Origin of the sequence: Skermanella sp. TT6 (assembly GCF_016653635.2) — a bacterium.
In the GTDB taxonomy this organism is placed as follows: domain Bacteria; phylum Pseudomonadota; class Alphaproteobacteria; order Azospirillales; family Azospirillaceae; genus Skermanella; species Skermanella cutis.
The window spans coordinates 736,494-757,958 of sequence record NZ_CP067420.1 but is presented as its reverse complement, the minus strand read 5'-3'; the positions used below and the strand labels follow the sequence as shown (position 1 = coordinate 757,958).

Here is a 21,465-nt window from a genome sequence, read left to right as displayed (position 1 = left end):
GGTTCCGGAACGCCGGTTACAGCCCCGCCTTCTCCCAGACCTCGTGGGTCCAGGCGCCTTCCGGCTTCCTGCTGATGACCGGGTCCGACTTGCCGCCGATCAGCACGTTGACGGTCCGCTCGTAGGCCGCGGGGTCCAGGTAGCCGGGACCCTTGGTGCCGCCCTCGATCAGCTTGGCGATCTCGCCGATCATCTTGGCCTGGTGTTCTTCGGTCTGGGCGCCGGAGGCGTCGTTCTCCAGCACGATCTCCACCGCCTCGGCCTGGTTCTTGATCGCGTAGTCCCAGCCCTTCATGGAAGCCTTCACGAACCGGGCCAGCTTGTCGACCATCTTGGGGTCCTTCAGCTTGGAATCGAGGGTGTAGAGCCCATCCTCCAGCGTGGCGACGCCCTGGTCCTCGTACTTGAAGACGATCAGGTCGCTCTCCGGCACGCCGGCCGCGATTACCTGCCAATATTCGTTATAGGTCATGGTGGAGATGCAGGCCGCCTGCTTCTGGAGCAGCGGATCGACGTTGAAGCCCTGCTTCAGCACCTTGATGTCCGGATTGGTGCCGGAGGTGCTGTAGCCCAGCTTGTCCATCCAGGACAGGAACGGATACTCGTTGCCGGAGAACCAGACGCCGAGCGTCTTGCCCTTGAAGTCGGCGGGAGTGGCGACGCCGCTGTCCTTGCGGCAGGTCAGCATCATGCCCGACTTGTTGAAGGTCTGGGCGATGTTGACCAGCGGAACGCCCTTCTCGCGGGTCGCCAGCGCCGAGGGCATCCAGTCCACGACCACGTCGGCCCCGCCGCCGGCGATCACCTGGGACGGGTTGATGTCCGGCCCGCCCGGCTTGATCGTGACGTCCAGCCCGACCTCGTCGTAGAAGCCCTTCGCCTCCGCCACGTAGTAGCCGGCGAACTGCGCCTGCGTGACCCACTTCAGTTGCAGGGTCAGCGGGTCCGCCGCCCGGGCCTCCCCCGCCATCCCGCCGAAACCCGCCGCGGCAAGCGCCGCCATCGCCAGAGCAAATTTGCGCATCACCCAGTACCCCCAGCCTCGTCTTGTCGTTGAACGGATTATTGTTGGCGAAACGAGGGATGCCAGAAGGTGGCCCCCCGCTCGATCACCGAGATGATTCCGTAGGATGCCGAGCCGACCAGGGCGGCGACGGCGATGGTCGCCCACACCACGTCCACGTTCATCCGCGCCACCTCGGTGGAGATGCGGAAGCCCATGCCGACGATCGGCGTGCCGAAGAACTCCGCCACGATGGCGCCGATCAGCGCCAGGGTGGAGTTGAGCTTGAGGGCGTTGAAGACGAAGGGCAGCGCCGCCGGCAGCCGCAGCTTCATCAGCGTCTGCCCGTAGCCAGCCGCGTAGGAGCGCATCAGGTCCAGCTCCATGGCGCCTGCCGCCCGGAGCCCGGCCAGCGTGTTGACCAGCATGGGGAAGAAGGTCATCACGACGATCACCGCCGCCTTGGACTGCCAGTCGAAGCCGAACCACATGACCATGATCGGCGCGATCCCGACGATCGGCATGGCGCTGACCAGGCTGCCCAGCGGCAGCAGCCCCCTCTGCAGGAAGGGCGAGCGGTCGATCGCCAGCGCCGTCAGGAACCCCGCGCCGCAGCCGATCGCATAGCCGGGAATGACGGAGCGGATCACCGTCTGGTGGAAGTCCGCCGCCAGGGTCGGCAGATGGGAACCGATCGCCGCCGCGATCATGCTGGGCGGCGGCAGCAGGATGCGCGGGACGCCGAACCCGACCGTCACCATCTCCCACAGCCACAGCAGCAGCACGCCGAACAGCAGCGGCACCGCGATGCGGGCCGGCCAGCGGTCGTCCCGCGCCAGCGCCGCCATGGCGGCACCGCAGGCCGCGACCGCCGCCAGTCCCGCGACGAGGGCGGCGACGCCGCTGACGTCCAGCAGCGCCAGCGCCGCCGCCCCGGCCAGGAGGGTCGCGAACACCCGGAGCATCACAGGCGCCCTCCCCTGATCCGCGTCAGCCCGCGTTCGGCCAGTCCGACGGCGCCGACCGCCAGCATCGCCAGGAAGGCGGACATGAACAGCGCCGCCCAGATCTGGATCGTCTGGCCGTAATAGGAGCCCGCCAGCAGCCGCGCGCCGAGCCCCGCCTGGGCGCCGGTCGGCAGTTCCGCCACGATGGCGCCGACCAGGGCCAGCGCTATGGCGACCTTGAGGCTGGGGAACAGGAACGCCATGCTGGACGGCCAGCGCAGCTTGGCGAAGGTCTGGGCCGGCGTGGCGCTGTATGTCCGCATCAGGTCGAGCTGGATCGGGTCGGGCGAGCGCAGCCCCTTGACCATGCCGATCGCGATGGGGAAGAAGCTGAGATAGGCCGAGATGATCGCCTTGGGCAGCAGCCCGGTGAAGCCCAGGTTGCCCAGCACCACGACGATCATGGGCGCTATGGCGAGGATCGGGATGGTCTGGGACGCGATGATCCAGGGCATCAGCGACCGGTCGAGCACCCGGACATGGACGATCCCGACCGCCAGCGCCACGCCCAGGACCAGCCCGAGGGCGAACCCGGCGAGCGTCGCCGACAGGGTCACCCCGGCATGGAAGGCCAGGCTGCGCTTGGACGTGACCGGCCGCCCGACCACGGAGTCGTACAGCTCCACCGCGATCTGGTGGGGTGCCGGCAGCACCGGCCGGTCCATCGCCCAGGTGCCGGCGACGAGGTCGGAGACGGACCAGTCCGGCGAGGCGCGCTCCAGCCTTTCGCGGACCTGCGGCGCGTTCAGCCAGACCGAGGCGGCGTACCAGACCAGCAGCAGGGCCGCCAGCACGGTGAGGACCGGCAGCGCCGCGCCGTCGCGCGCCGGCACGCGGCGGATCGCGGCGGCGGTAGCGGCGGCGTCAGTCATAGCTGTGGCCCGCCCGCAGGGCGACGCGGACGCGGTGGGCGATCTCCAGGAATTCGGGAGTCTCCCGTACGTCCAGGTCGCGGTCGCGGGGGAGGTCGCCGTCGATCACCTCCAGGATGCGGCCGGGCCGCGGCGACATGACGACGATCCGGGAGGACAGGAACACCGCCTCCGGGATCGAGTGGGTCACGAAGATCACGGTGATGCCGGTCTTCTCCCACAGCCGCAGCAGGTGGACATTGAGGTTGTCGCGGGTGATCTCGTCCAAGGCGCCGAACGGCTCGTCCATCAGGAGGAGCGCCGGCTCGAAGCTCAGGGCGCGGGCGATCGACACCCGCTGCTGCATGCCGCCGGAAAGCTGCCAGGGGAACTTCCGCTCGAAACCTTTCAGCCCGACCAGGTCCAGGTAGCGCGCCGCCCGCTCCTTCCGCTCGGCCCGGGGCATGCCCATGATCTCCAGCGGCAGCATGATGTTGCGCTCGATCGAGCGCCACGGATAGAGCGCCGGCGCCTGGAAGACGTAGCCGTAGGCGCGGTCCAGCCTTGCCTGCTCCGCCGTGCCGCCGTTGACCAGCAGGGTGCCGGAGGTCGGCCTGACCAGATCCGCCACGGCCCGCATCAGGGTGGTCTTGCCGCAGCCGGACGGCCCGATCAGGGAGACGAAGTCGCCCCGCCGGATCGTCAGGTCGATCCCGCTCAGCGCGGTGACCGGCGCGTCGGCGGTCTGGAAGACCAGGGACAGGTCCCTGGCCTCCACCACCGGCGCCCGGTCCTTGGCGGGATCCCGAAGCGCTTCGGCTCCGGCCTTCTCGGCCACGACGGTCCCGGAGGCAGGCATCACGCCGCCTTGGTGCCGGGGGTCGGGCCGCCGGCGCCGTCGCGGTTGTCGTATTCCAGCACCGCGCGCAGAAGCACGTTGGCGCCGGCGGCGACATGGTCGAACTCGGCGCTCTCGACCTCGTTGTGGCTGATACCCTTCTCGCACGGGATGAAGATCATGGCGGTCGGCGCCACGCGGGCCATGTAGGCGGCGTCATGGCCGGCGCCGGAGACGATCTCCCGGTGGCTGTAGCCGTTCTCCTTCGCGGCGGTGCTTACGGCCCCGACGCAGGCCGGGTCGAACTTGACGGCCGGCGAGTCCCAGACCTGCTCGATCGCGGCTTCCAGCTTCAGCTCCGCCGCGATCCGGCCGATCGCCTCGCGGACCTCGATCTCCATCGCGGCGACGACCTCGTCCTCGGGGTGGCGCAGGTCGACGGAGAAGAAGACCTCGCCCGGCAGGATGTTGCGGCTGTTGGGCCTGACCTCCATCAGCCCGACGGTGGAGACCGCCAGCGGCGGGTGGGCGAGCGCCACCTTGTTGACGGCCTCGACCATCCGGGCGGCACCGACCAGGGCGTCGCGGCGCAGGTGCATCGGCGTAGTGCCGGCGTGGCTCTCGAACCCGGTGACGGTCACCTCGTACCAGCGCATGCCCTGGACGCCGGTGACGACGCCGATCACCTTATCCTCGTCCTCCAGGATGGGGCCCTGCTCGATATGGATCTCGAAGAAGGCGCCCAACTTGCGGTCGCCGCATTTCTCGGTGCCCCGGTAGCCGATGCGGTCCAGTTCCTCCCCGAAGGTCTTGCCCTCGCGGTCCTTGCGGCCGTCGGCGTAGTCGCGGGTGAAGACCCCGGCGAAGACGCCGGAGGCCAGCATGGCGGGCGCGAAGCGGGAGCCTTCCTCGTTGGTCCAGTTGATCACCTCGACCGGGGCGTTGGTCTCGTACCCCGTGTCCTTCAGCGTGCGCAGGACTTCCAGCCCGGACAGGACGCCCAGGACGCCGTCGAACTTGCCGCCGGTCGGCTGGGTGTCGAGGTGGCTGCCCATGGCGATGGGCGGCAGCGAATTGTCCTTGCCCGGGCGGCGCGCGAAGATGTTGCCCATCTCGTCCACGGTGACGGTGCAGCCGGCCTCCTCGCAGGCGGCGACGAACCAGTCCCGCACCTGGCGGTCCAGGTCGGTCAGCGTCAGCCGGCAGATGCCGCCCTTGGCCGTGCCGCCGATCTTCGCCGTCTCCATGATGCTGTCCCACAGCCGCTGGGCGTTGATCTGAAGGTTGTGCATGATGCTCCCTGTAAGGCGTGCTTATCGTTCTTGGACGCAAGGTTGGTGCCATGCCGGCGGCCCCGTCGCTTCCGTCCCGCGCGCTGTCCCGCCGCCCGCCGCTGCCTTCCGGCCGGGCACCGGCTGCCCGGAGTTTAAGCAGGTTGCCGGAGCGTGGAAAGCATGATAGTGCGCGGGCCGGCACGGGAAGGACGGGATGGCGGGATCGCGGCGACAGGCCCAGGGGCGGGCTTCGGGTTTCTGGGTGGCGCTGGGCGCGGCATACCTGCTTGCCGTCCAGATGCTGCTGTCCGGCATGGCGATCGGCGCCGCGGCGGCCTCCCCCGAGCGGATCTATGGCGACTCGCTGTGTACGGGAGGTGCCGCTTCCGATCCCGACGGTGGACAGGATGGCAGGCCGCATCTGCCGGACTGCTGCCTGGCCGGCTGCGCGATGTTCGGCGGGGGCACCGCTCCGCCGCCGGGAGATGTCGCGGTCGCCGCCCCGGTCCCGGCGCGCGGCGCGGCTTCGGCGGTTCCGGCGGCCGGTCCCGTCCTGCTTCCGCTCGACCAGACTCCACGCAGGACGCGGGCGCCGCCGGCGGTCGGCTGAACGACCGAACGACCGAAACCCGTTCCCTTCCGTCTGGAGTATCCGCATGTCCAAGTCTTTCCGCGCCGCCGCGCTGGCGGTCGCCGTCCTGTTTTCATCCGCCGGCCCTTCCGCGATCCCGGCCTTCGCCCACGGCACCAAGGCGGGCGCCCTGGAGATCGACCATCCGTGGTCCCGCGCCACACCCGGCGGCGCCCGGGTGGCCGGGGGCTACCTTGCCATCGTCAACACCGGCTCCGAACCGGACCGCCTGGTTTCCGCCACCGCGGAGATCGCCGGCCGGACCGAGATCCACGAGATGGCGATGAAGGACAGCATCATGACCATGCGCCACCTGCCCGACGGCGTCGCCGTGCCGGCCGGGGGCAAGGTCGAGTTCAAGCCCGGGAGCTATCACCTGATGTTCATGGACCTGAAACAGCCCCTGAAGCAGGGCGAGAGCTTCGCCGGCACCCTGACCTTCGAGAAGGCCGGCACGGTCGAGGTCGAGTACGTGGTGGAGGCCCTGGGGGCGTCGGGAACGGCGCACCACTGAGGGGGTCGCGAGGGGCCTGGCAAGGGGGCCGGCGCCGGGGGATCAGGCCGCGCGGCCCCCCGGGGCATGGCCGCTTCCGTCAACATTCGTCATCTTCGGCGCGGGCGAAACGGCCGGTACGGATGGCACGGCCGGGGACTTGCCGGCGGGCCAGAGTTCGGGCGGCAGCAGGCGGTATTCCGAGTCGAAGTAGAGCGACACGTCCTGGGCTTCGCGGAGCCTCGCCTTGATGTCGGGATGCCTGGACATGACCAGGTCGTAGCATTTGCTGTAGCGCCGGTTCTGCAGCTTGACGGCCTTGGCGTGCGCCTTTTCCGGGTCCTCGGGCGCGGGTTCGACCGGGGCCGCGACGGCGGGAGGCATCGGCGGCTCGAACAAGGCGTCGGGGTCGGCGATGCTGCTGACGGGGCCGCCGGCCTCTTCCGCGTCGTCGGGATCGTCGTCGAAGGCGGCGCGGCGGGCGTCGGCCTGCGGGCCGTCCAGGCTGCGCAGGCGGGCGATCTGGTCGATCGCGCGGAGCGCCGCGAAATGCTGCTGCTTTTCCATGGCGTCGAGCAGCACCCGCTTGGCCGCCGCGACCAGCTCGTCCAGCTCGGCATGGCGGCGGGTATCCTCGATGGCGGTGAGCTCGACCACGCGGGCGGCGATGCCGGGGTCCCGCATCAGGCGCGAGCCGGTCTGGCGCGCGCTGTTCCACGCATAGCCGGAGAGCCGGGCCGCTTGGCTGAAGCTTCGGCCGGATGCCACATGGCGGGCGAAGGCTTCCTGCCGATGCGGGAGGGGGGAGTATGCGGAGGCCGGGGCGGCGGCGGGAGTGGTCTGGCTCATGGTCGCGGCTTTCGGGGCGGGGTTAGGGTTGGGTATATTATCCTTACGCTCGCCAGGAAATCAATCCTGATGATGGTTGTGGCCGGGTGGGAAGTCGGCGTATCCGAGCTTATATTTTCCACGGATGGACACGGATAAGGTCGGATGGGCACGGATATGGCGACAGCTTTTGCAACGCTCGGGGATTGATATCCACGGTCGTTAAAACCATAAATTGCTTGGCAAGGATAAGACCGTAGGTCGGGTAGAGCGAAGCGGCACCCGACAGCAACCCGCCTGCTTTGCCGGGTGCCGCTTCGCTCCATCCGACCTACGAGGAATGTTTTCTTTTTCCAGGCGCCGGGATACCGGGGGTCAGACCACCATTTCCCACGAGATTTCCAGAATACCAACTTTCAGGGGAAATGGTGGTCTGACCCCCGGTATCCCTCGTCGGAGCCGATCAGCGGCGTGCCGTCGGCATTGAAAACCCGCATATCCCCATCCCGGTGTCGAACCGGGCCTCGTATCTTCCAGACATGGACATGATGCTACCCCCGCGCGGCTGGTCGGCGGGCGGGGGCAACAGTGACCGGAGTGCAAGCACTCCGTTTGTGCTGGGTGGTCGGTTAGCCATGGATGTGTGACCTTCAGCAAATGGCATCCATGGTCAGGCCGGACCTTGGAGTCCTCACCCTTCGGCTCGGCCGCCATGCATGGGATATGATGGCGCGCGAAATCTGATCCGAATTCGCGCGACTGTCGCGGGCGGCATGGCATACCTCGCCATGGGCGCACTCATGCTCGGAAGCATCGCCCATCCATGGTTTTTCAAGCGGCCACTTGTAACGGTATGGCACTTATCGTCATGGGAAGTGCCGGACCGCGCCTGGATCAAATGGAGAAGTTCCGCCGAAGCGGGGCTGATCTGTTGCCGGGTCTATTTTTCGTAAGATCCCGGAATTCCGGCAACCTCTGGACCAACGTCCGCCAAAACACGTTTACGTTGCTCAGTGCTGAGCGTGGACAGCAGGCTCTTATAGCCATGCAGCCGCTGCCGGGCGGTATCGGCATCCAGTCCATCCTGGCGCTCGGCAGACACCGGCTTTTCAATAGGTCTGCCAAAGCCGGTAGGACGCAAATGCTGGGCAACCGACATGGCGACCTCCCTCATAACGAACGAACGCAATATGGCGCGGATCTGTGTTCCTTTACAAGCCTGAAACCCAGATCCTGATACTTACCTACCATACCGCTCAGCGGTTTCACGAGCCTTAACTCCCGGCAGCCCAGAGCAGTTCCATAGGCGCCTGCGGCGTCGATTACGATAGCCAATACTTTGCCCTTGAGAGGGTGATTTTCAACCGGACTGCCCTGCAACAGGTAGACCGAAAGGTTGTTTCTCGCTTGCGAAGGCTTTCCGAGAGCCAATCCACAAAGCTGTCTTCCGCTCCAGATCGCGACTTCGAATCGATCAATATGCCTCTTCCATCCAGCGACATCGTCGCGCCAATTCCAATCCGACCATGATCTCCCTGATGGGATGAAAGGTAGCCACTGCTTCTCCCAGCATTCGAGAGCTTTTGAATTGATATCCGTAATGTCTGTCAGGGACTCACCGATCACCGGCGTCAATTGCGTTAAGATATACTGATGCGCCTCTTCTCGTCTTTCCTCATAATAATGCCTGTATCGGGCTGTTTCCGATCTCAGCAGGCCGAGCATGCTCCCAATCATCAGTGTTCTTTCTTGGCTCTTAATATCTCGGGAGCCTGCAGGGGATCAGGGAACAGTTGCCGATGGGAAGCTTTAAGCGATCGGAGGTCGCGATACTATCAGCCGTTTCGGCGCGCTGCCAGTGGTCGGCGAAGTCCGCCGAATGCCGACTGCCCCATGATGCCCAACCGCTTGGCGACGATGGTGAACAGGGTGCCGTCGGGCTTGCGACGGTGATCCTCGCGCCGTGGGAACGTGGGTCAGGTCCGTGGCCCAGACCCGGCCGGGACGGGTGACCGGCGGATCGCGCAGGAGATACTCGCTGCGGAGCCGACCGGGGCTTGCGCGGATTGGAACTTCCGCGCCGTTCGGTGGTCATCTCTGGTCAGGGCACGAACCTTATACCGGAGAGAAAGATGCACCGAGCCAGACCAGCAACGATCGGGTCCACGATCCGCGGCATCGCCCTCCTCGCATCGGTCGCCCAGGCGGCCTTGGCCGGCGCGGCCCAGGCGCAGACGTCCCCGCGGGCGGCGGAGCCCCATGCGGAGGAAGTGAACTATCTTCTATCGGCGACGTCCACCAGCGCCGGCCAGATCGCGATCGGCACGCTCGCCGCGGAACATGCGCGGGACGAGCGGGTGCGCGACCTTGCCCGCCGGATCCTCGCCCATCATTCGGAGACCGGGGAAGAGCTGGCCGGCCTTGCCGGAAGCAACGGGGTCGAGCCCGTGCGGGAGGTCGATCCGGTCACGCAACGGTCGATCGACTGGCTTCGCAACCTGGACGGCGCCGCTTTCGACGCCGTCTATGTGGGCATTCAGGAACCGGCCCTCTATACCGCGGGCTGGATCTACCGGAGGGAGGCGCGGCACGGCACCGATCCCGCGGTGCGGAACGCGGCCGCCGGGGAGGTCGATGCCAACGAGGCTTTCCGGGAGCAGGCCGGGCGGCTCGCCGAGGAACTGCGGGGCGGCCTGCCGGACGGGCTCGGGCCGGAGGACCGGATGTTCCTGGTCTATGCCATGAACGTCGAACTGTCGCAGGTGCGCCTGGGCGAAATGGCGGCGGATAAAGCCGTGACGGAACCGGTCCGCGCGTTCGCGCGCCGCATGGTCGAGGAACATGGCCGCTCGGGCGAGCAGTTCCGGCAGGCTGCCGGCGCCAACGGCGTGGCGCCGCTGGAGACGGTCGGGCCGGTCCAGCGGCGGACGCGCGATCGGCTGGAGGGGCTGTCCGGCCCGGCGTTCGACCGGGAATACATCATGTCGCAGGTGATCCATCATTACGAATGGTTCTATCGCTACGAGCATGCGTCGATCCACGGACGCGATCCCGCGGTGCGCGAGCTGGCGGCGAAGGGTGCCAAGTCGGGGAAGGCCCATCACGACTCGGTCCTGGCGATCGTCTCGGACTGGGGAGACGGGGAAATCGGCGCCGCCGCCGGGCATGGGGACGCAGAGGCGCGCCGGTGACGGGGTATGCGCCGGTGCGGTCCACGGCTGTCCGGCACATTTGTTGCGTACTGCTCACAAGCCTGAACTCAAGGCAGAACCACCCCTTTTTCATCCTGGCCGGACTTGATCCGGCCATCGTCTCACAGGTCTCACCGGGGCTCCGTGGCTGGAGATGCCCGGATCAAGTCCGGGCATGATGATGAAGGGAAGATGAAGTGTCCCGAGCATCAGCTTGGGGTTGATGAGCAATCGCCGTGCCGGACAGCCGTGGATCAAGTCCGGGCATGAAGGCTGGCCTGTCCTGATGCGCTTGACTCCCGAGTGCTTCGAGGCGTTCGTCGCGGCTATCTCGGCTCCGAGCGAGCCGGTTCCGGCAATGGTCGAGGTGCTGTCGAGAAAGGCGCCGTAGGATGAAGCCGGCGGGTCCGATGATCCTGTCGGTTTCGGAGCGAGTCGTGGGATTCGGGAGCGTGCGCGTCCCGCGCACCTTGGGCGGCGGGACGCCGCCCCTCCGCAGGGGATTGCGGTTATCTGCCGTAGGCGACCAGTTCGTCGATCGCGCGGATGATCCGCCTGCTGTCGTGGTCGAGGCTGGCGATCGCGGAACCGAGATCCCGGACCGGGACGCTGGCGAGCGCGAGGGGGTCCATGACCACGTCGAGGCCCTCGACAATGAAGGCGGGGTTCAGGTCGCGGTCGGTGTGCCCTGCATACTCCCGCCGGACGAGCGGGACGACCACGCGGCGCGGCATCCCGTCGTAGCGGTCCCGCTGGATGACCAGCAGGTACGGCGTCGCCTCCCGGGAGCGGCCGGGATTGCGGTGGACGTCGAACTGCGGCATCAGGGGGTGGCGTCCCCGGGCCGGAAGTCGGCGTTGTACTCGTCCGCCACGCAGCCGTGCTTCTCGTGGAACTCGGCCCATGAGGCGCAGACCCGGTCCCAATGTTCCTGATCGGCCAGCCTCTTCCGCCGTTCCTCGGCGATGGCCGCCGCCAGCAGCTTCTCGACATAGTCGGACAGGTTGTCGGTGTAGCCGCGCGCGACGCGGACCAGATCCTCGTTGAGGGTCATGTTGATCCGCGATTTCGGCGCGGAGGGGTCGTAGATCTGCCCGGTTCCGATATGCATGGGAACGTCCCTCCGCCGCGTCCAAGAGTGTGTATTTTAGTGTGTATGCTCGGGAACGGCAAGCGGGCTTGACGCGGCGGGCCGGGTCGCGTACCTTCCGTTTACGTAAACGTCATATCCCGGTTCCGGGTTCTCCAGCGCGGTGTCCTCCTATGCTCAGCATGATCGATCCGCCGAACGGCTCCACCAACGCCCGGACCTTCTCGATCAGCGAGCTGGCGGAGGAGTTCAGGGTGACGCCGCGGACGATCCGGTTCTATGAGGACCAGGGGCTGCTGGCGCCGACGCGGGACGGGTTGAACCGGATCTACAGCCACCGCGACCGGGCGCGGCTGACGCTGATCTGCCGGGGCAAGCGGCTGGGCTTCAGCCTGGCGGAGATCAAGGACTTCCTGGACCTGTACGACACGGACGACAGGCAGATCGAGCAGATGCGCTACGCGCTGGGCCGCGGGCGGGAGCGGATCCGGTCGCTGGAGACCCAGCTGGAAGACGTCAAGCAGACGCTGCACGAGCTGCGCGCGCTGGAGCGCCAGATCCTGGACCATCTGGACGCCGCCGGCGTCGAGCCGGACAAGAAGCCTGAGAAATAAACGCCAAACCAGAATCCGAACAGTCGGTGAGGAGCTAGCACCATGAAGAACGTGGTCATTGCCGGATTTGCCCGGTCGCCGTTCCACTTCGCCAGCAAGGGCAAGCTGGCCCGCATCCGGCCGGACGATCTGGCGTCCCAGGTGGTCAACGGCCTGCTGAAGAAGACCGGCGTCGATCCGAACGAGATCGAGGACATCATCCTGGGCTGCGCCTTCCCGGAGGGCGAGCAGGGCTTCAACATCGCCAAGCTGGTCGGCATGCTGTCCGAACTGCCCCAGAGCGTCGCGGGCACCACGATCAACCGTTTCTGCGGCTCGTCCATGCAGGCGATCCACATGGCGGCCGGCGCCATCCAGATGGATGCCGGGCACGCCTTCATCGCCGGCGGCATCGAGAGCATGAGCCGGGTGCCCATGCTGGGCTTCAACCCGATGCCCAACCCGAAGCTGGCCGAGAGCAACCCTGGCGCCTTCATGCCCATGGGCATCACCGCCGAGAACCTGGCGATGAAGTTCCAGTTCACCCGCGAGGCCCAGGAGGCCTTCGCCGTGGAGAGCCACCGCAAGGCGGCGGCGGCGCAGGAGTCCGGCCGGTTCGACGACGAGATCGTGGCGATCGAGACGCCCGACGGCGTCGTGGACAAGGACGGCTGCATCCGCGCCGACACCAGCGCCGAGAGCCTGAAATCGCTGAAGGCCGCCTTCCTGGCGGAGGGGACGGTCACGGCGGGCACCGCGAGCCCGCTGACCGACGGCTCGTCCGCCACCCTGGTCACGTCGGAGGAATTCGCCCGCGCCCATGGGCTGCCGGTGCTGGCCCGGATCAAGTCGATCGCCGTGTCCGGCTGCGACCCGACCATCATGGGCTACGGCCCGGTGCCGTCCACCGAGAAGGCGCTGAAGCGGGCCGGGATCACCGTGAAGGACCTGGACATCGTGGAGAGCAACGAGGCCTTCGCGGTCCAGGCCATGTCGGTGGCGCAGGCGCTGGGCTTCGACGGGGCCAAGGTGAACCTGGACGGCGGCGCGCTGGCGCTGGGCCATCCGCTGGGCGCCACGGGGGCGCGGATCACCGGCAAGGCGGCGCAACTCCTGAAGCGCGAGGGCGGGCAGTTCGCGCTGTCCACCCAGTGCATCGGCGGCGGCCAGGGCATCGCCACCGTCCTGGAAGCGGTCTGAGTCCCGAGCGGAAACGGAGGAGAGCCCCATGGAAATCCGCAGCGCCGCCGTGATCGGCGCCGGCGTGATGGGCAGCGGCATCGCCGCGCACATCGCCAATGCCGGCATTCCGGTCTTCCTGCTCGACATCGTGCCGCAGGACGTGAAAGACGGGCGGGGTAACGACCGCAGCGTCGTCGCTCGCACCGCGATCGACAGGATGCTGAAGACCGAGCCGGCGCCCTTCATGCACAAGCGCAACGCCCGGCTGGTGACGCCCGGCAACATCGAGGACGACCTGGAGAAGCTGGCCGGGGTGGACTGGATCGTCGAGGCCGTGGTCGAGAACCCGGCGGTCAAGGCGGACCTCTATGCCCGGCTGGACGCGGTGCGGAAGCCGGGGTCGATCGTCTCCTCCAACACCTCGACCATCCCGCTGAAGAACCTGGTCGAGGGGCGGGGCGACGGGTTCGCCCGGGACTTCATGATCACCCACTTCTTCAACCCGCCGCGCTATATGCGGCTGCTGGAAGTGGTCGCCGGGCCGGACACGCGGCCCGGGGCGGTCGAGGCCCTGAGCCGCTTCGCCGACACGCGGCTGGGCAAGGGCGTGGTCCGGTGCAAGGACCGGCCGGGCTTCATCGCCAACCGGATCGGGACCTACTGGATCCAGGCCGCGATAAACCAGGCGATGGACCTGGGGCTGACCGTGGAGGAGGCCGACGCCGTCGTGGGGCGGCCCATGGGCATTCCCAAGACCGGCGTGTTCGGGCTGGTGGACCTGGTCGGGCTGGACCTGATGCCCTATGTCAGCCGGTCGCTGCTGAACACCCTGCCGGCGGACGACCCGTACCGGGCGATCCACCGGGAGCCGGAGCTGTTCACCCGCATGATCGCCGAAGGCTATACCGGGCGGAAGGGCAAGGGCGGCTTCTACCGGCTGAACAAATCGGGCGGCGGCCGGGTGAAGGAGGCGATCGACCTGGCGACGGGGCAGTACCGCCCGTCGGAGAAGGCTTCGCTGGAGAGCGTGGGTGCGGCGAAGCAGGGGCTTCGGGCGCTGGTCGAGCATCCGGACCGGGGCGGCATCTATGCCCGCCGGGTGCTGGTGGACCTGCTGGCCTACGCCGCGTCGCTGGTGCCGGAGATCGCGGACGACATGACGGCGGTCGATCAGGCGATGCGGCTGGGCTACAACTGGAGGTTCGGGCCGTTCGAGCTGATCGACCAGCTGGGGGCGGACTGGCTGGCCGGGGCGCTGAGGGACGAGGGCAAGCCGGTGCCGGCGCTGCTGGAGAAAGCGGCGGGGAAAGGATTCTACCGGACCGAGGGCGGCCGGCTGGAGTTCCTGACGGTGGACGGGAGCTATGCCGAGGTGGCGCGGCCCGAGGGCGTGCTGCTGCTGTCCGACATCAAGCGCGGGTCGAAGCCGATCAAGCGGAACGGCTCGGCCGCCCTGTGGGACATCGGCGACGGGGTCGCGTGCCTGGAGTTCACCGGCAAGATGAACGCCCTGGACGGCGACGTGATGGCGCTGATCCAGAAGGCGATCGGCATGATCGGCGACGGCAAGGGCGAGTGGAAGGCGCTGGTCGTCCATAACGAGGGCGACAATTTCTCGGTCGGCGTCAATCTCGGGCTGGCGCTGTTCGCGGTCAACATCGCCCTGTGGCCCCAGGTGGAGCAGTCGGTCCAGGAGGGACAGGAGACCTACAAGGCGCTGAAATACGCCCCCTTCCCCGTGGTCGCGGCGCCGTCGGGGATGGCGCTGGGCGGCGGCTGCGAGATCCTGCTGCATTGCGACGCGGTCCAGGCCCATGCCGAGACCTACATGGGGCTGGTCGAGGTCGGCGTCGGGGTGATCCCCGGCTGGGGCGGCTGCAAGGAGATGCTGACCCGGGCGACCCTGAACAGGAAGCGGCCGGGCGGGCCGATGCCGCCGATCGCCCAGGTGTTCGAGACGATCAGCCTGGCCAAGGTGGCGAAGTCGGCGGACGAGGCGCGCGACCTGATGTTCCTGCGCCCGACCGACGGCATCACCATGAACCGCGACCGGCTGCTGGCCGACGCCAAGGCGAAGGCGCTGGAACTGGCGGAGAACTATGTTCCGCCGGAGCCGGCGACGCTGCGGCTGCCGGGGCCGACGGCGCGGGCGGCCTTGCGGATGGCGGTGGACGGGTTCCACCAGCAGGGCAAGGCGACCGACCACGACGTGGTGGTATCGGGCGCGCTGGCCGAGGTGCTGAGCGGCGGCGACACCGACATCACGGCTGAGATGGACGAGGACCGGCTGCTGGAGCTGGAGCGCGAGAGCTTCATGAAGCTGGTCCGCAGCCGCGCCACGGTCGCCCGCATCGAACACATGCTGACCACCGGCAAGCCGCTGCGGAATTGAGGGAAACCGGGGTCAGACCACCATCGAGATACCAAGGGACTTGAACCATGCCGACCTACAAGGCGCCTCTGGACGATGTCCGTTTCGTGCTCAACGAAGTCTTCGCGGTCGGCAGGCTCGCCGAGCTGCCGGGCCACGAGGAACACACGCCCGACCTGATCGAGGCGGTGCTGGAGGAAGGGGCGAAGTTCGCCGAGAACGAGCTCCAGCCGCTCAACCGCTCCGGCGACGAGGAGGGCTGCCACTACGAGAACGGCGTGGTGCGCACGCCCAAGGGCTTCAAGGAAGCCTACGCCAAGTTCATCGAGGGCGGCTGGACGGGGGTTTCCTGCGACCCGGACTATGGCGGCCAGGGGCTGCCGCACGTGGTGAACTTCGTGCTGGAGGAGTTCCTCTGCTCGGCCAACCTGTCCTTCGGCATGTATCCCGGCCTCAGCCACGGCGCCTACAACGCGCTGTCGCTGCACGGGACGGACGAGCTGAAGCGGGCCTACCTGCCGAAGCTGGTGGACGGCACCTGGTCGGGCACCATGTGCCTGACGGAGCCCCATTGCGGCACCGACTTAGGCATGATCCGCACCCGGGCGGTGCCGGACGGGTCGGGCGACGGCAGCTATGCGGTGACAGGGACGAAGATCTTCATCTCGGCCGGTGAGCATGACCTGACCGAGAACATCCTGCACCTGGTGCTGGCCAAGCTGCCGGACGCGCCGGCCGGGACGCGCGGCATCAGCCTGTTCCTGGTGCCCAAGTTCCTGCCGCGCGAGGACGGGACGCCGGGCATGCGGAACGGCGTGATGTGCGGCTCGATCGAGCACAAGATGGGCATCAAGGCGTCCAGCACCTGCGTGATGAATTTCGAGGGCGCCAAGGGCTGGCTGGTCGGGCAGCCGCACAAGGGCATGCGCGCCATGTTCACCATGATGAACGCGGCCCGGCTGGGCGTCGGCATCCAGGGGCTGGGACTGGCCGAGGTCAGCTACCAGAACGCCGTGACCTATGCCCGCGAACGGCTCCAGGGGCGATCGCTGACGGGGGCCAAGGCGCCGGACAAGCCGGCGGACCCGATCATCGTCCATCCCGACGTGCGCAAGACCCTGCTGACCATGCGGGCCCACACCGAGGGATGCAGGGCGCTGGCCGCCTGGGTCGGCATGAACATCGACGTGTCCCTCAAGCATCCCGACCCGGAGGTTCGGCGCGAGGCCGACGACCTGGTGGCGCTGATGACCCCGATCGTGAAGGCCTTCTTCACCGACCACGGGTTCGACGCGACCAACATGGGCATGCAGCTCTATGGCGGGCATGGCTATATCCGGGAATACGGGATGGAGCAGTTCGTCCGGGACGCCCGGATCGCCCAGATCTACGAGGGAACCAACGCGATCCAGGCGCTGGACCTGGTCGGGCGCAAGCTGCCCCAGGACATGGGACGGCTGCTGCGCCGCTTCTTCCACCCCGTCTCGGAATTCCTGGAGGAGACCCAGGAGGACCCGGAGCTGCTGGAATTCGTGATCCCCCTGGCCAAGGCGTTCGGCAAGCTCCAGCAGGCGACCGCGCTGGTGGCCCAGAGGGGCATGAGGAACGCGGACGAGGCGGGGGCGGCCTCCACCGACTATCTGCGGATGTTCGCCCTGGTGGCGCTGGGCTACATGTGGCTTCGCATGGTCAAGGCGGCGAAGGAGAGGCTGCCCGAGGCGGACGGCCGGGCCGGATTCTACGACAGCAAGGTCAAGACCGGCCGGTTCTACATGACCAAGCTGCTGCCCCAGGTCAACGGCCTGTTCCTGACCATCATGGCCGGCTCCCAGGTGCTGATGGACATGGACGCCGACGCTTTCTGAGGGCGGCGCCGAGATGAACCTGGTCTTCCGCATGGTCAAGGTCCTGCTGGCCGCCCTGTTCGGGCGGCGGCTGGACCTGATGGACGAGTCGGTCCTGACGTTCCGGGTGTGGCCCAACGACCTGGACGTCAACCTGCACATGAACAACGGCCGCTACCTGACGGTCATGGACCTCGGCCGGACCGACCTGATGATCCGCTGCGGGCTGGCGCGGCCGATCCTGAGGAACCGCTGGATGCCGGTGCTGGGCGAGGCCAGCGTCCGGTTCCGGCGGTCGCTGAAGCCGTTCCAGCGGTTCAGGCTGCATACCCGCGTCCTGGGCTGGGACGCCAAGTGGGTCTACATGGAGCACCGCATCGAGTCGATGGACGGCCGAGTCGCGGCGGCCGCGACGGTGCGCGGGCTGTTCAAGAGCCCGGCCGGAACCGTGGAACCGGCCGAAATACTGCGACTCCTGGGCCGGGACACCGAGTCGCCGCCTATTCCCCTGCCCGTCCCCCTGCATCCTCATATGACAGAAGAGATATGATGGTCGGAAAAATTTAGCTTTTTCCGATCCTCCCCTGACTACGGACATATGAGGTTGGACCCATGAAGCTGTGATCAATCGGCAACATTAACCAACCCTCCTATGAGCAAATTGCACCACGGCCGTTAACAGGGTTTATTAACGAACAAAATAGTATGCTTGCGAATGAGCATACCCCATAATTGCGTATGCGATGAGTGGGCCATAAAGGGAAAGGGGCAAGAGATGCGTATTCTGATCGGTGACGACCACGCGCTGTTCCGCGAAGGCATCAATAGGCTGCTGGAGCAGATTTTTTCCGATGCCGACTATGTCCAGGCGGCGACCTACCAGGAAGTCATGGCGCAGTGCTCCGGGAGCGAGCCGCCCGACCTGATCCTGACCGACCTCCAGATGCCGGGCTGGCCCGGTTTCGAAGGCATCCGCCAGATCAAGGCGCTGCTGCCCAAGACCGCGCTGGTGGTGGTGTCCGCGTCGGAGAACGGCACCGACGCCCGTCAGGCGATCGAGCACGGCGCCGGCGGCTTCATTCCCAAGTCGTCGAGCGTGCAGATCATGGTCAGCGCGCTGCGGCTGGTGCTGGCCGGCGGCGTCTACATGCCGCACGCCCTGATGAACTCCTCCGGGACCAGCGGCCTGACCAGCGTGCCGCGCGACCATGCCGTGGTGGCCGAGCCCGCCTCCGGCGTCAGCCTGACCCAGCGCCAGCGCGATGTCCTGGCCTGCCTGCGCGAGGGCAAGTCGAACAAGCAGATCGCCTACGAGCTGGGCCTGTCCGAAGGCACGGTGAAGATCCACGTGACGGCGATCTTCAAGTCGCTGGGCGTCAAGAACCGCACCCAGGCGGTGATCAGCGCGTCCCGCTACGCGATGCGCTGACCCCCGTCCCCGCCCCTTTCCGGTCCGGCCGTCAGTCCTGGGTGGACTGGCGGCCGGAGCGGCGGGCTTCCTCCTCCTCCAGCAGCGCCTTGCGGGACAGCTTGCCGATCATGGTCTTCGGCAGCTCGTCGCGGAGTTCCAGGTGCTTGGGGATCTCGATGGGCGACAGCTTGTCGCGCAAGAACTCCGCCAGGTCCTCCCGCGTCAGCCCGTGACCCTCGGCCAGCTTGACATAGGCCTTGACGGTCTGCCCCCGGTACGGGTCCGGCACGCCAGCGACCACGCATTCCGCCACGGCGGGATGCAGGTAGATCGCCTCCTCCACGTTGCGCGGATAGACGTTGTAGCCGCCGCACAGGATCATGTCCTTGATCCGGTCGACGATGAAGGTATAGCCGTCCTCGTCCATGTACCCGACGTCGCCGGTATGCAGGCGGCCGTCGGCCAGCGCCTCCGCGGTCTCGCCCGGGCGCTTCCAGTACCCTTTCATCACCTGCGGGCCGCGGATGCAGACCTCGCCCTTCTCGCCCGGGGGAACCAGGCGGGAACGGTCGTCCAGGCTGACGATCTCGATCACGGTGCCGGGCAGCGGGATTCCGATCGAGCCGGCCTTGTTGACCCCGTACATGGGGTTGGCCGTGGCGACCGGCGAGCTTTCCGACAGGCCGTATCCCTCGACTAGCTTGCAGCCGGTCTTGGTCTCGAACGCGTGCTTCACCTCGACCGGCAGGGGCGCCCCGCCCGACAGGCAGAAGCGGATCGACGACAGGTCGTAGGAGCCGATGTCCTTGTGGTTGACGATCGCGGTGTAGATCGTCGGCACCGCGGGGAACAGCGTCGGCTTCTTGGACTGGATCAGCCGGATCACGTTGTCCAGCTCGAAGCGGGGGACCAGTACCATCTCGGCGCCGAGCACCAGCGGCAGGTTCATCACGCCGGTCATGGCGAAGACGTGGAACAGCGGCAGCACGCCCAGCATGCGCTCGTGCCCCGGCCTGGCGTCGGTGCACCACAGGCGCGACTGGATGGCATTGGCGTAGATGTTGGCGTGGGTCAGCATGGCGCCCTTGGGCACGCCCGTGGTCCCGCCGGTGTACTGGAGCACGGCCACATCCTCGTCCGGGTCGATCTCCACCGGGGCCGGCCGGCCGGCATTGGCGACCAGCCGGGAGAAGGCCAGGTGCCGGTCGTCTGACGGGATGCGGGCGACGTCCTTGCGCTTGACGATCGGGAACAGCCAGTTCTTCGGGAAGGGCAGGATGTCGGCCATGCGGGCGACGACGATCCGCTTCAGCCGCGTCTGGCTGAGCATCTTGGCGATCTTGCCGTAGAGCACCGCCAGGTCGAGGGTGACCATGATGTCGGTGTCGCTGTCCTCGATCTGCTTGGCGATCTCCCGCTCGGCGTAGAGCGGGTTGAAGTTGACCACGGTGCCGCCGGCCTTCAGCACGCCGTAATAGCAGATCACGAAATAGGGCGTGTTGGGCAGGAACAGCCCGACCTTGCTGCCCTTGCCCACGCCCATGTCCTGGAAGCCCCGGGCCGCCTTGTCGACCAGGGCGCCGATCTGGGCGTAGGTGTAGCGCTTGTCCATGAAGTCGATGCACGGCCTGTCGCCGAATCGGGCGACCGCATCGTCCATGAGGCGGTGGAGCGGCGCCGTCGGGATGTCGGCGTGCCAGTCGATATCGGTGGGATAGGAACGCGCCCACGGGAATTCTGCGAGATTCGCTGCCGGATCGGCCATTGCATCTGTCTCCCTGCTGCCCATCGTCGCCGCGGCCTTATATATGCGCTCTCGCGATCGCTGCCGCTTGCCGTTCCCGGCCCGGAAGCGGGCTCGCCGCCGTCCGCACCGGATGAGGTAGAGGCAGGCTACTTGCCGTTTACGTAAAGGTCAAGACCGACCCGACCTGTCGATTTTTCGCGGAATTCGGCCAAAATGATACGCACCGGTCTGTCTAAAGAAGAAAAGATCCGGTCGATAGAGTAGGGTGAACAAAAAATTACACTGGAGACTCAAATTTTTCTGTGCATAAAATCATCACGGGGGCAAGCGAGGGGGAACAACCGGTGCTGCCCTCGAAGGTGTTAACCGCGCGCGGCGCTGGATTCGAAGGTTCTGCACACTTGTCTCGCTTCAGTCAGCACAACGCCATGTCGTTCGACGATGGCGCCCAGGCTCGGGCCCTGGTGAAATGGTTCAATGTAACCAAGGGCTTTGGTTTCGTCGCTCCGGTTGACGGATCTCCGGACGCATTCCTCCACATCTCGGTATTGAACAGGGCGGGCCTGCAGGAGCTGAGCGACGGCACCGAAATCCTGTGCACGATCAGCCAGGGGCCGAAGGGTCCCCAGGTCACGCGCATCGTCGAGGTGGTCGGCGGCGCGCCGGCCTCCGCCCGGCCCGCCGGCGGCGACCGTTACGGCGATCGCGGCGGCTACGGCGGCGGCGACCGCTACGGCGACCGTGACAGCTATGGCGGCGGCGACCGCTACGGCAGCGACCGCGGCGGCTATGGCGGCGGTTACGGCGGCGACCGCTACGGCGACAGCGACTACGGCGCGTCCTCGGGCGGCCCCGAGGTCGAGATGTCGGGCACGGTCAAGTGGTTCAAGCCGGACAAGGGCTTCGGCTTCGTCACCGCCGACGACGCGAGCAAGGACGTCTTCGTCCACAAGAGCGTGCTGCGCCGCTGCGGCCTGATGCAGCTGGAAGCCGGCCAGCGCGTGCAGATGCGCGTGCAGGACGCCGCCAAGGGCCGCGAAGCGACCTGGATCATGCCGCTCTGATGCAGTCCGCCCGTGACCGCGGCCGGACCTGCCGAGGTCCGGCCGCG

The 21,465-nt window shown here is 67.2% G+C and carries 21 protein-coding genes; 10 read left to right on the top strand and 11 right to left on the bottom strand.

Going from position 1 to position 21,465, the window contains the following annotated elements:
- Positions 1–16 precede the first annotated feature (16 nt).
- The 5 genes from IGS68_RS03500 to IGS68_RS03480 are packed head-to-tail and all read right to left on the bottom strand — an operon-like array spanning position 17 to position 4,991.
- On the bottom strand, positions 17–1,024 hold the full coding sequence (locus tag IGS68_RS03500) for an ABC transporter substrate-binding protein (protein WP_201077354.1): 1,008 nt from the start codon (positions 1,022–1,024) through the stop codon (positions 17–19).
- Positions 1,025–1,062: 38 nt separating this feature from the next.
- Positions 1,063–1,968 (bottom strand): ABC transporter permease, encoded by a 906-nt coding sequence (locus IGS68_RS03495; RefSeq protein WP_201077352.1) that lies wholly within the window; start codon positions 1,966–1,968, stop codon positions 1,063–1,065.
- Positions 1,968–2,882, bottom strand: coding sequence for an ABC transporter permease (locus IGS68_RS03490; protein ID WP_201077350.1), 915 nt, complete (start codon positions 2,880–2,882; stop codon positions 1,968–1,970). The genes IGS68_RS03495 and IGS68_RS03490 overlap by 1 nt, the downstream gene beginning before the upstream one ends.
- Positions 2,875–3,720, bottom strand: coding sequence for an ABC transporter ATP-binding protein (locus IGS68_RS03485; RefSeq protein ID WP_201077348.1), 846 nt, complete (start codon positions 3,718–3,720; stop codon positions 2,875–2,877). Before IGS68_RS03485 ends, IGS68_RS03490 begins: the two co-directional genes overlap by 8 nt.
- The gene (locus IGS68_RS03480; protein ID WP_201077347.1) at positions 3,720–4,991 is read right to left on the bottom strand and encodes a Zn-dependent hydrolase; all 1,272 of its coding nucleotides are present in this window, start codon (positions 4,989–4,991) and stop codon (positions 3,720–3,722) included. The genes IGS68_RS03485 and IGS68_RS03480 overlap by 1 nt, the downstream gene beginning before the upstream one ends.
- 196 nt (positions 4,992–5,187) lie before the next feature.
- Here IGS68_RS03480 and IGS68_RS03475 point away from each other — a divergent pair, with 196 nt between their 5' ends.
- On the top strand, positions 5,188–5,583 hold the full coding sequence (locus IGS68_RS03475) for a DUF2946 family protein (protein ID WP_201077346.1): 396 nt from the start codon (positions 5,188–5,190) through the stop codon (positions 5,581–5,583).
- A 46-nt stretch (positions 5,584–5,629) separates the two neighbouring features.
- Positions 5,630–6,118, top strand: a complete 489-nt coding sequence (locus IGS68_RS03470) for a copper chaperone PCu(A)C (protein WP_201077345.1) — start codon at positions 5,630–5,632, stop codon at positions 6,116–6,118.
- A gap of 42 nt (positions 6,119–6,160) precedes the next feature.
- On the opposite strand, the gene IGS68_RS03465 is transcribed toward IGS68_RS03470, so the two are convergent.
- The 3 genes from IGS68_RS03465 to IGS68_RS03455 form a co-directional block, all read right to left on the bottom strand.
- Positions 6,161–6,946, bottom strand: a complete 786-nt coding sequence (locus IGS68_RS03465; RefSeq protein ID WP_201077344.1) for a terminase small subunit — start codon at positions 6,944–6,946, stop codon at positions 6,161–6,163.
- Positions 6,947–7,865: 919 nt separating this feature from the next.
- On the bottom strand, positions 7,866–8,084 hold the full coding sequence (locus IGS68_RS03460) for a hypothetical protein (RefSeq protein ID WP_201077343.1): 219 nt from the start codon (positions 8,082–8,084) through the stop codon (positions 7,866–7,868).
- An 11-nt stretch (positions 8,085–8,095) separates the two neighbouring features.
- Positions 8,096–8,650, bottom strand: coding sequence for a hypothetical protein (locus IGS68_RS03455; protein ID WP_201077342.1), 555 nt, complete (start codon positions 8,648–8,650; stop codon positions 8,096–8,098).
- A 407-nt stretch (positions 8,651–9,057) separates the two neighbouring features.
- Here IGS68_RS03455 and IGS68_RS03450 point away from each other — a divergent pair, with 407 nt between their 5' ends.
- Positions 9,058–10,116 (top strand): DUF4142 domain-containing protein, encoded by a 1,059-nt coding sequence (locus IGS68_RS03450; protein WP_201077341.1) that lies wholly within the window; start codon positions 9,058–9,060, stop codon positions 10,114–10,116.
- A 509-nt stretch (positions 10,117–10,625) separates the two neighbouring features.
- Here IGS68_RS03450 and IGS68_RS03445 read toward each other — a convergent pair.
- A complete protein-coding gene (locus tag IGS68_RS03445; RefSeq protein WP_201077340.1) occupies positions 10,626–10,940 on the bottom strand; it encodes a CcdB family protein in 315 nt (104 codons plus the stop codon).
- On the bottom strand, positions 10,940–11,227 hold the full coding sequence (locus IGS68_RS03440; RefSeq protein WP_201077338.1) for a type II toxin-antitoxin system CcdA family antitoxin: 288 nt from the start codon (positions 11,225–11,227) through the stop codon (positions 10,940–10,942). The genes IGS68_RS03445 and IGS68_RS03440 overlap by 1 nt, the downstream gene beginning before the upstream one ends.
- A gap of 152 nt (positions 11,228–11,379) precedes the next feature.
- Here IGS68_RS03440 and IGS68_RS03435 point away from each other — a divergent pair, with 152 nt between their 5' ends.
- From IGS68_RS03435 to IGS68_RS03410, 6 genes are all read left to right on the top strand, one after another.
- On the top strand, positions 11,380–11,820 hold the full coding sequence (locus IGS68_RS03435) for a MerR family transcriptional regulator (protein ID WP_201077336.1): 441 nt from the start codon (positions 11,380–11,382) through the stop codon (positions 11,818–11,820).
- Positions 11,821–11,862: 42 nt separating this feature from the next.
- The gene (locus IGS68_RS03430; protein WP_201077333.1) at positions 11,863–12,999 is read left to right on the top strand and encodes a thiolase family protein; all 1,137 of its coding nucleotides are present in this window, start codon (positions 11,863–11,865) and stop codon (positions 12,997–12,999) included.
- Positions 13,000–13,027: 28 nt separating this feature from the next.
- Positions 13,028–15,373 carry a 3-hydroxyacyl-CoA dehydrogenase/enoyl-CoA hydratase family protein gene (locus IGS68_RS03425; protein ID WP_201077331.1) on the top strand — a complete coding sequence of 782 codons (2,346 nt, stop codon included), beginning with the start codon at positions 13,028–13,030 and terminating at the stop codon, positions 15,371–15,373.
- Positions 15,374–15,420: 47 nt separating this feature from the next.
- On the top strand, positions 15,421–17,217 hold the full coding sequence (locus IGS68_RS03420; RefSeq protein ID WP_201077329.1) for an acyl-CoA dehydrogenase C-terminal domain-containing protein: 1,797 nt from the start codon (positions 15,421–15,423) through the stop codon (positions 17,215–17,217).
- A 13-nt stretch (positions 17,218–17,230) separates the two neighbouring features.
- A complete protein-coding gene (locus tag IGS68_RS03415; protein WP_201077328.1) occupies positions 17,231–17,746 on the top strand; it encodes a thioesterase family protein in 516 nt (171 codons plus the stop codon).
- 225 nt (positions 17,747–17,971) lie between these two features.
- Positions 17,972–18,625 (top strand): LuxR C-terminal-related transcriptional regulator, encoded by a 654-nt coding sequence (locus IGS68_RS03410; RefSeq protein ID WP_201077327.1) that lies wholly within the window; start codon positions 17,972–17,974, stop codon positions 18,623–18,625.
- A gap of 31 nt (positions 18,626–18,656) precedes the next feature.
- Here the strand turns inward: IGS68_RS03410 and IGS68_RS03405 are convergent, their stop codons facing one another.
- A complete protein-coding gene (locus tag IGS68_RS03405) occupies positions 18,657–20,372 on the bottom strand; it encodes a long-chain-fatty-acid--CoA ligase (RefSeq protein WP_201077326.1) in 1,716 nt (571 codons plus the stop codon).
- A 383-nt stretch (positions 20,373–20,755) separates the two neighbouring features.
- Here IGS68_RS03405 and IGS68_RS36135 point away from each other — a divergent pair, with 383 nt between their 5' ends.
- On the top strand, positions 20,756–21,418 hold the full coding sequence (locus IGS68_RS36135) for a cold-shock protein (RefSeq protein ID WP_305800081.1): 663 nt from the start codon (positions 20,756–20,758) through the stop codon (positions 21,416–21,418).
- Positions 21,419–21,465 lie beyond the last annotated feature (47 nt).

What these genes read in the sequence shown, in the direction of transcription:
- IGS68_RS03500 (WP_201077354.1), bottom strand. Translation starts at nt 1,024, where the DNA reads ATGCGCAAATTTGCTCTGGCGATGGCGGCGCTTGCCGCGGCGGGTTTC.
- IGS68_RS03495 (WP_201077352.1), bottom strand. Translation starts at nt 1,968, where the DNA reads ATGCTCCGGGTGTTCGCGACCCTCCTGGCCGGGGCGGCGGCGCTGGCG.
- IGS68_RS03490 (WP_201077350.1), bottom strand. Translation starts at nt 2,882, where the DNA reads ATGACTGACGCCGCCGCTACCGCCGCCGCGATCCGCCGCGTGCCGGCG.
- IGS68_RS03485 (WP_201077348.1), bottom strand. Translation starts at nt 3,720, where the DNA reads ATGCCTGCCTCCGGGACCGTCGTGGCCGAGAAGGCCGGAGCCGAAGCG.
- IGS68_RS03480 (WP_201077347.1), bottom strand. Translation starts at nt 4,991, where the DNA reads ATGCACAACCTTCAGATCAACGCCCAGCGGCTGTGGGACAGCATCATG.
- IGS68_RS03475 (WP_201077346.1), top strand. Translation starts at nt 5,188, where the DNA reads ATGGCGGGATCGCGGCGACAGGCCCAGGGGCGGGCTTCGGGTTTCTGG.
- IGS68_RS03470 (WP_201077345.1), top strand. Translation starts at nt 5,630, where the DNA reads ATGTCCAAGTCTTTCCGCGCCGCCGCGCTGGCGGTCGCCGTCCTGTTT.
- IGS68_RS03465 (WP_201077344.1), bottom strand. Translation starts at nt 6,946, where the DNA reads ATGAGCCAGACCACTCCCGCCGCCGCCCCGGCCTCCGCATACTCCCCC.
- IGS68_RS03460 (WP_201077343.1), bottom strand. Translation starts at nt 8,084, where the DNA reads ATGTCGGTTGCCCAGCATTTGCGTCCTACCGGCTTTGGCAGACCTATT.
- IGS68_RS03455 (WP_201077342.1), bottom strand. Translation starts at nt 8,650, where the DNA reads ATGCTCGGCCTGCTGAGATCGGAAACAGCCCGATACAGGCATTATTAT.
- IGS68_RS03450 (WP_201077341.1), top strand. Translation starts at nt 9,058, where the DNA reads ATGCACCGAGCCAGACCAGCAACGATCGGGTCCACGATCCGCGGCATC.
- IGS68_RS03445 (WP_201077340.1), bottom strand. Translation starts at nt 10,940, where the DNA reads ATGCCGCAGTTCGACGTCCACCGCAATCCCGGCCGCTCCCGGGAGGCG.
- IGS68_RS03440 (WP_201077338.1), bottom strand. Translation starts at nt 11,227, where the DNA reads ATGCATATCGGAACCGGGCAGATCTACGACCCCTCCGCGCCGAAATCG.
- IGS68_RS03435 (WP_201077336.1), top strand. Translation starts at nt 11,380, where the DNA reads ATGCTCAGCATGATCGATCCGCCGAACGGCTCCACCAACGCCCGGACC.
- IGS68_RS03430 (WP_201077333.1), top strand. Translation starts at nt 11,863, where the DNA reads ATGAAGAACGTGGTCATTGCCGGATTTGCCCGGTCGCCGTTCCACTTC.
- IGS68_RS03425 (WP_201077331.1), top strand. Translation starts at nt 13,028, where the DNA reads ATGGAAATCCGCAGCGCCGCCGTGATCGGCGCCGGCGTGATGGGCAGC.
- IGS68_RS03420 (WP_201077329.1), top strand. Translation starts at nt 15,421, where the DNA reads ATGCCGACCTACAAGGCGCCTCTGGACGATGTCCGTTTCGTGCTCAAC.
- IGS68_RS03415 (WP_201077328.1), top strand. Translation starts at nt 17,231, where the DNA reads ATGAACCTGGTCTTCCGCATGGTCAAGGTCCTGCTGGCCGCCCTGTTC.
- IGS68_RS03410 (WP_201077327.1), top strand. Translation starts at nt 17,972, where the DNA reads ATGCGTATTCTGATCGGTGACGACCACGCGCTGTTCCGCGAAGGCATC.
- IGS68_RS03405 (WP_201077326.1), bottom strand. Translation starts at nt 20,372, where the DNA reads ATGGCCGATCCGGCAGCGAATCTCGCAGAATTCCCGTGGGCGCGTTCC.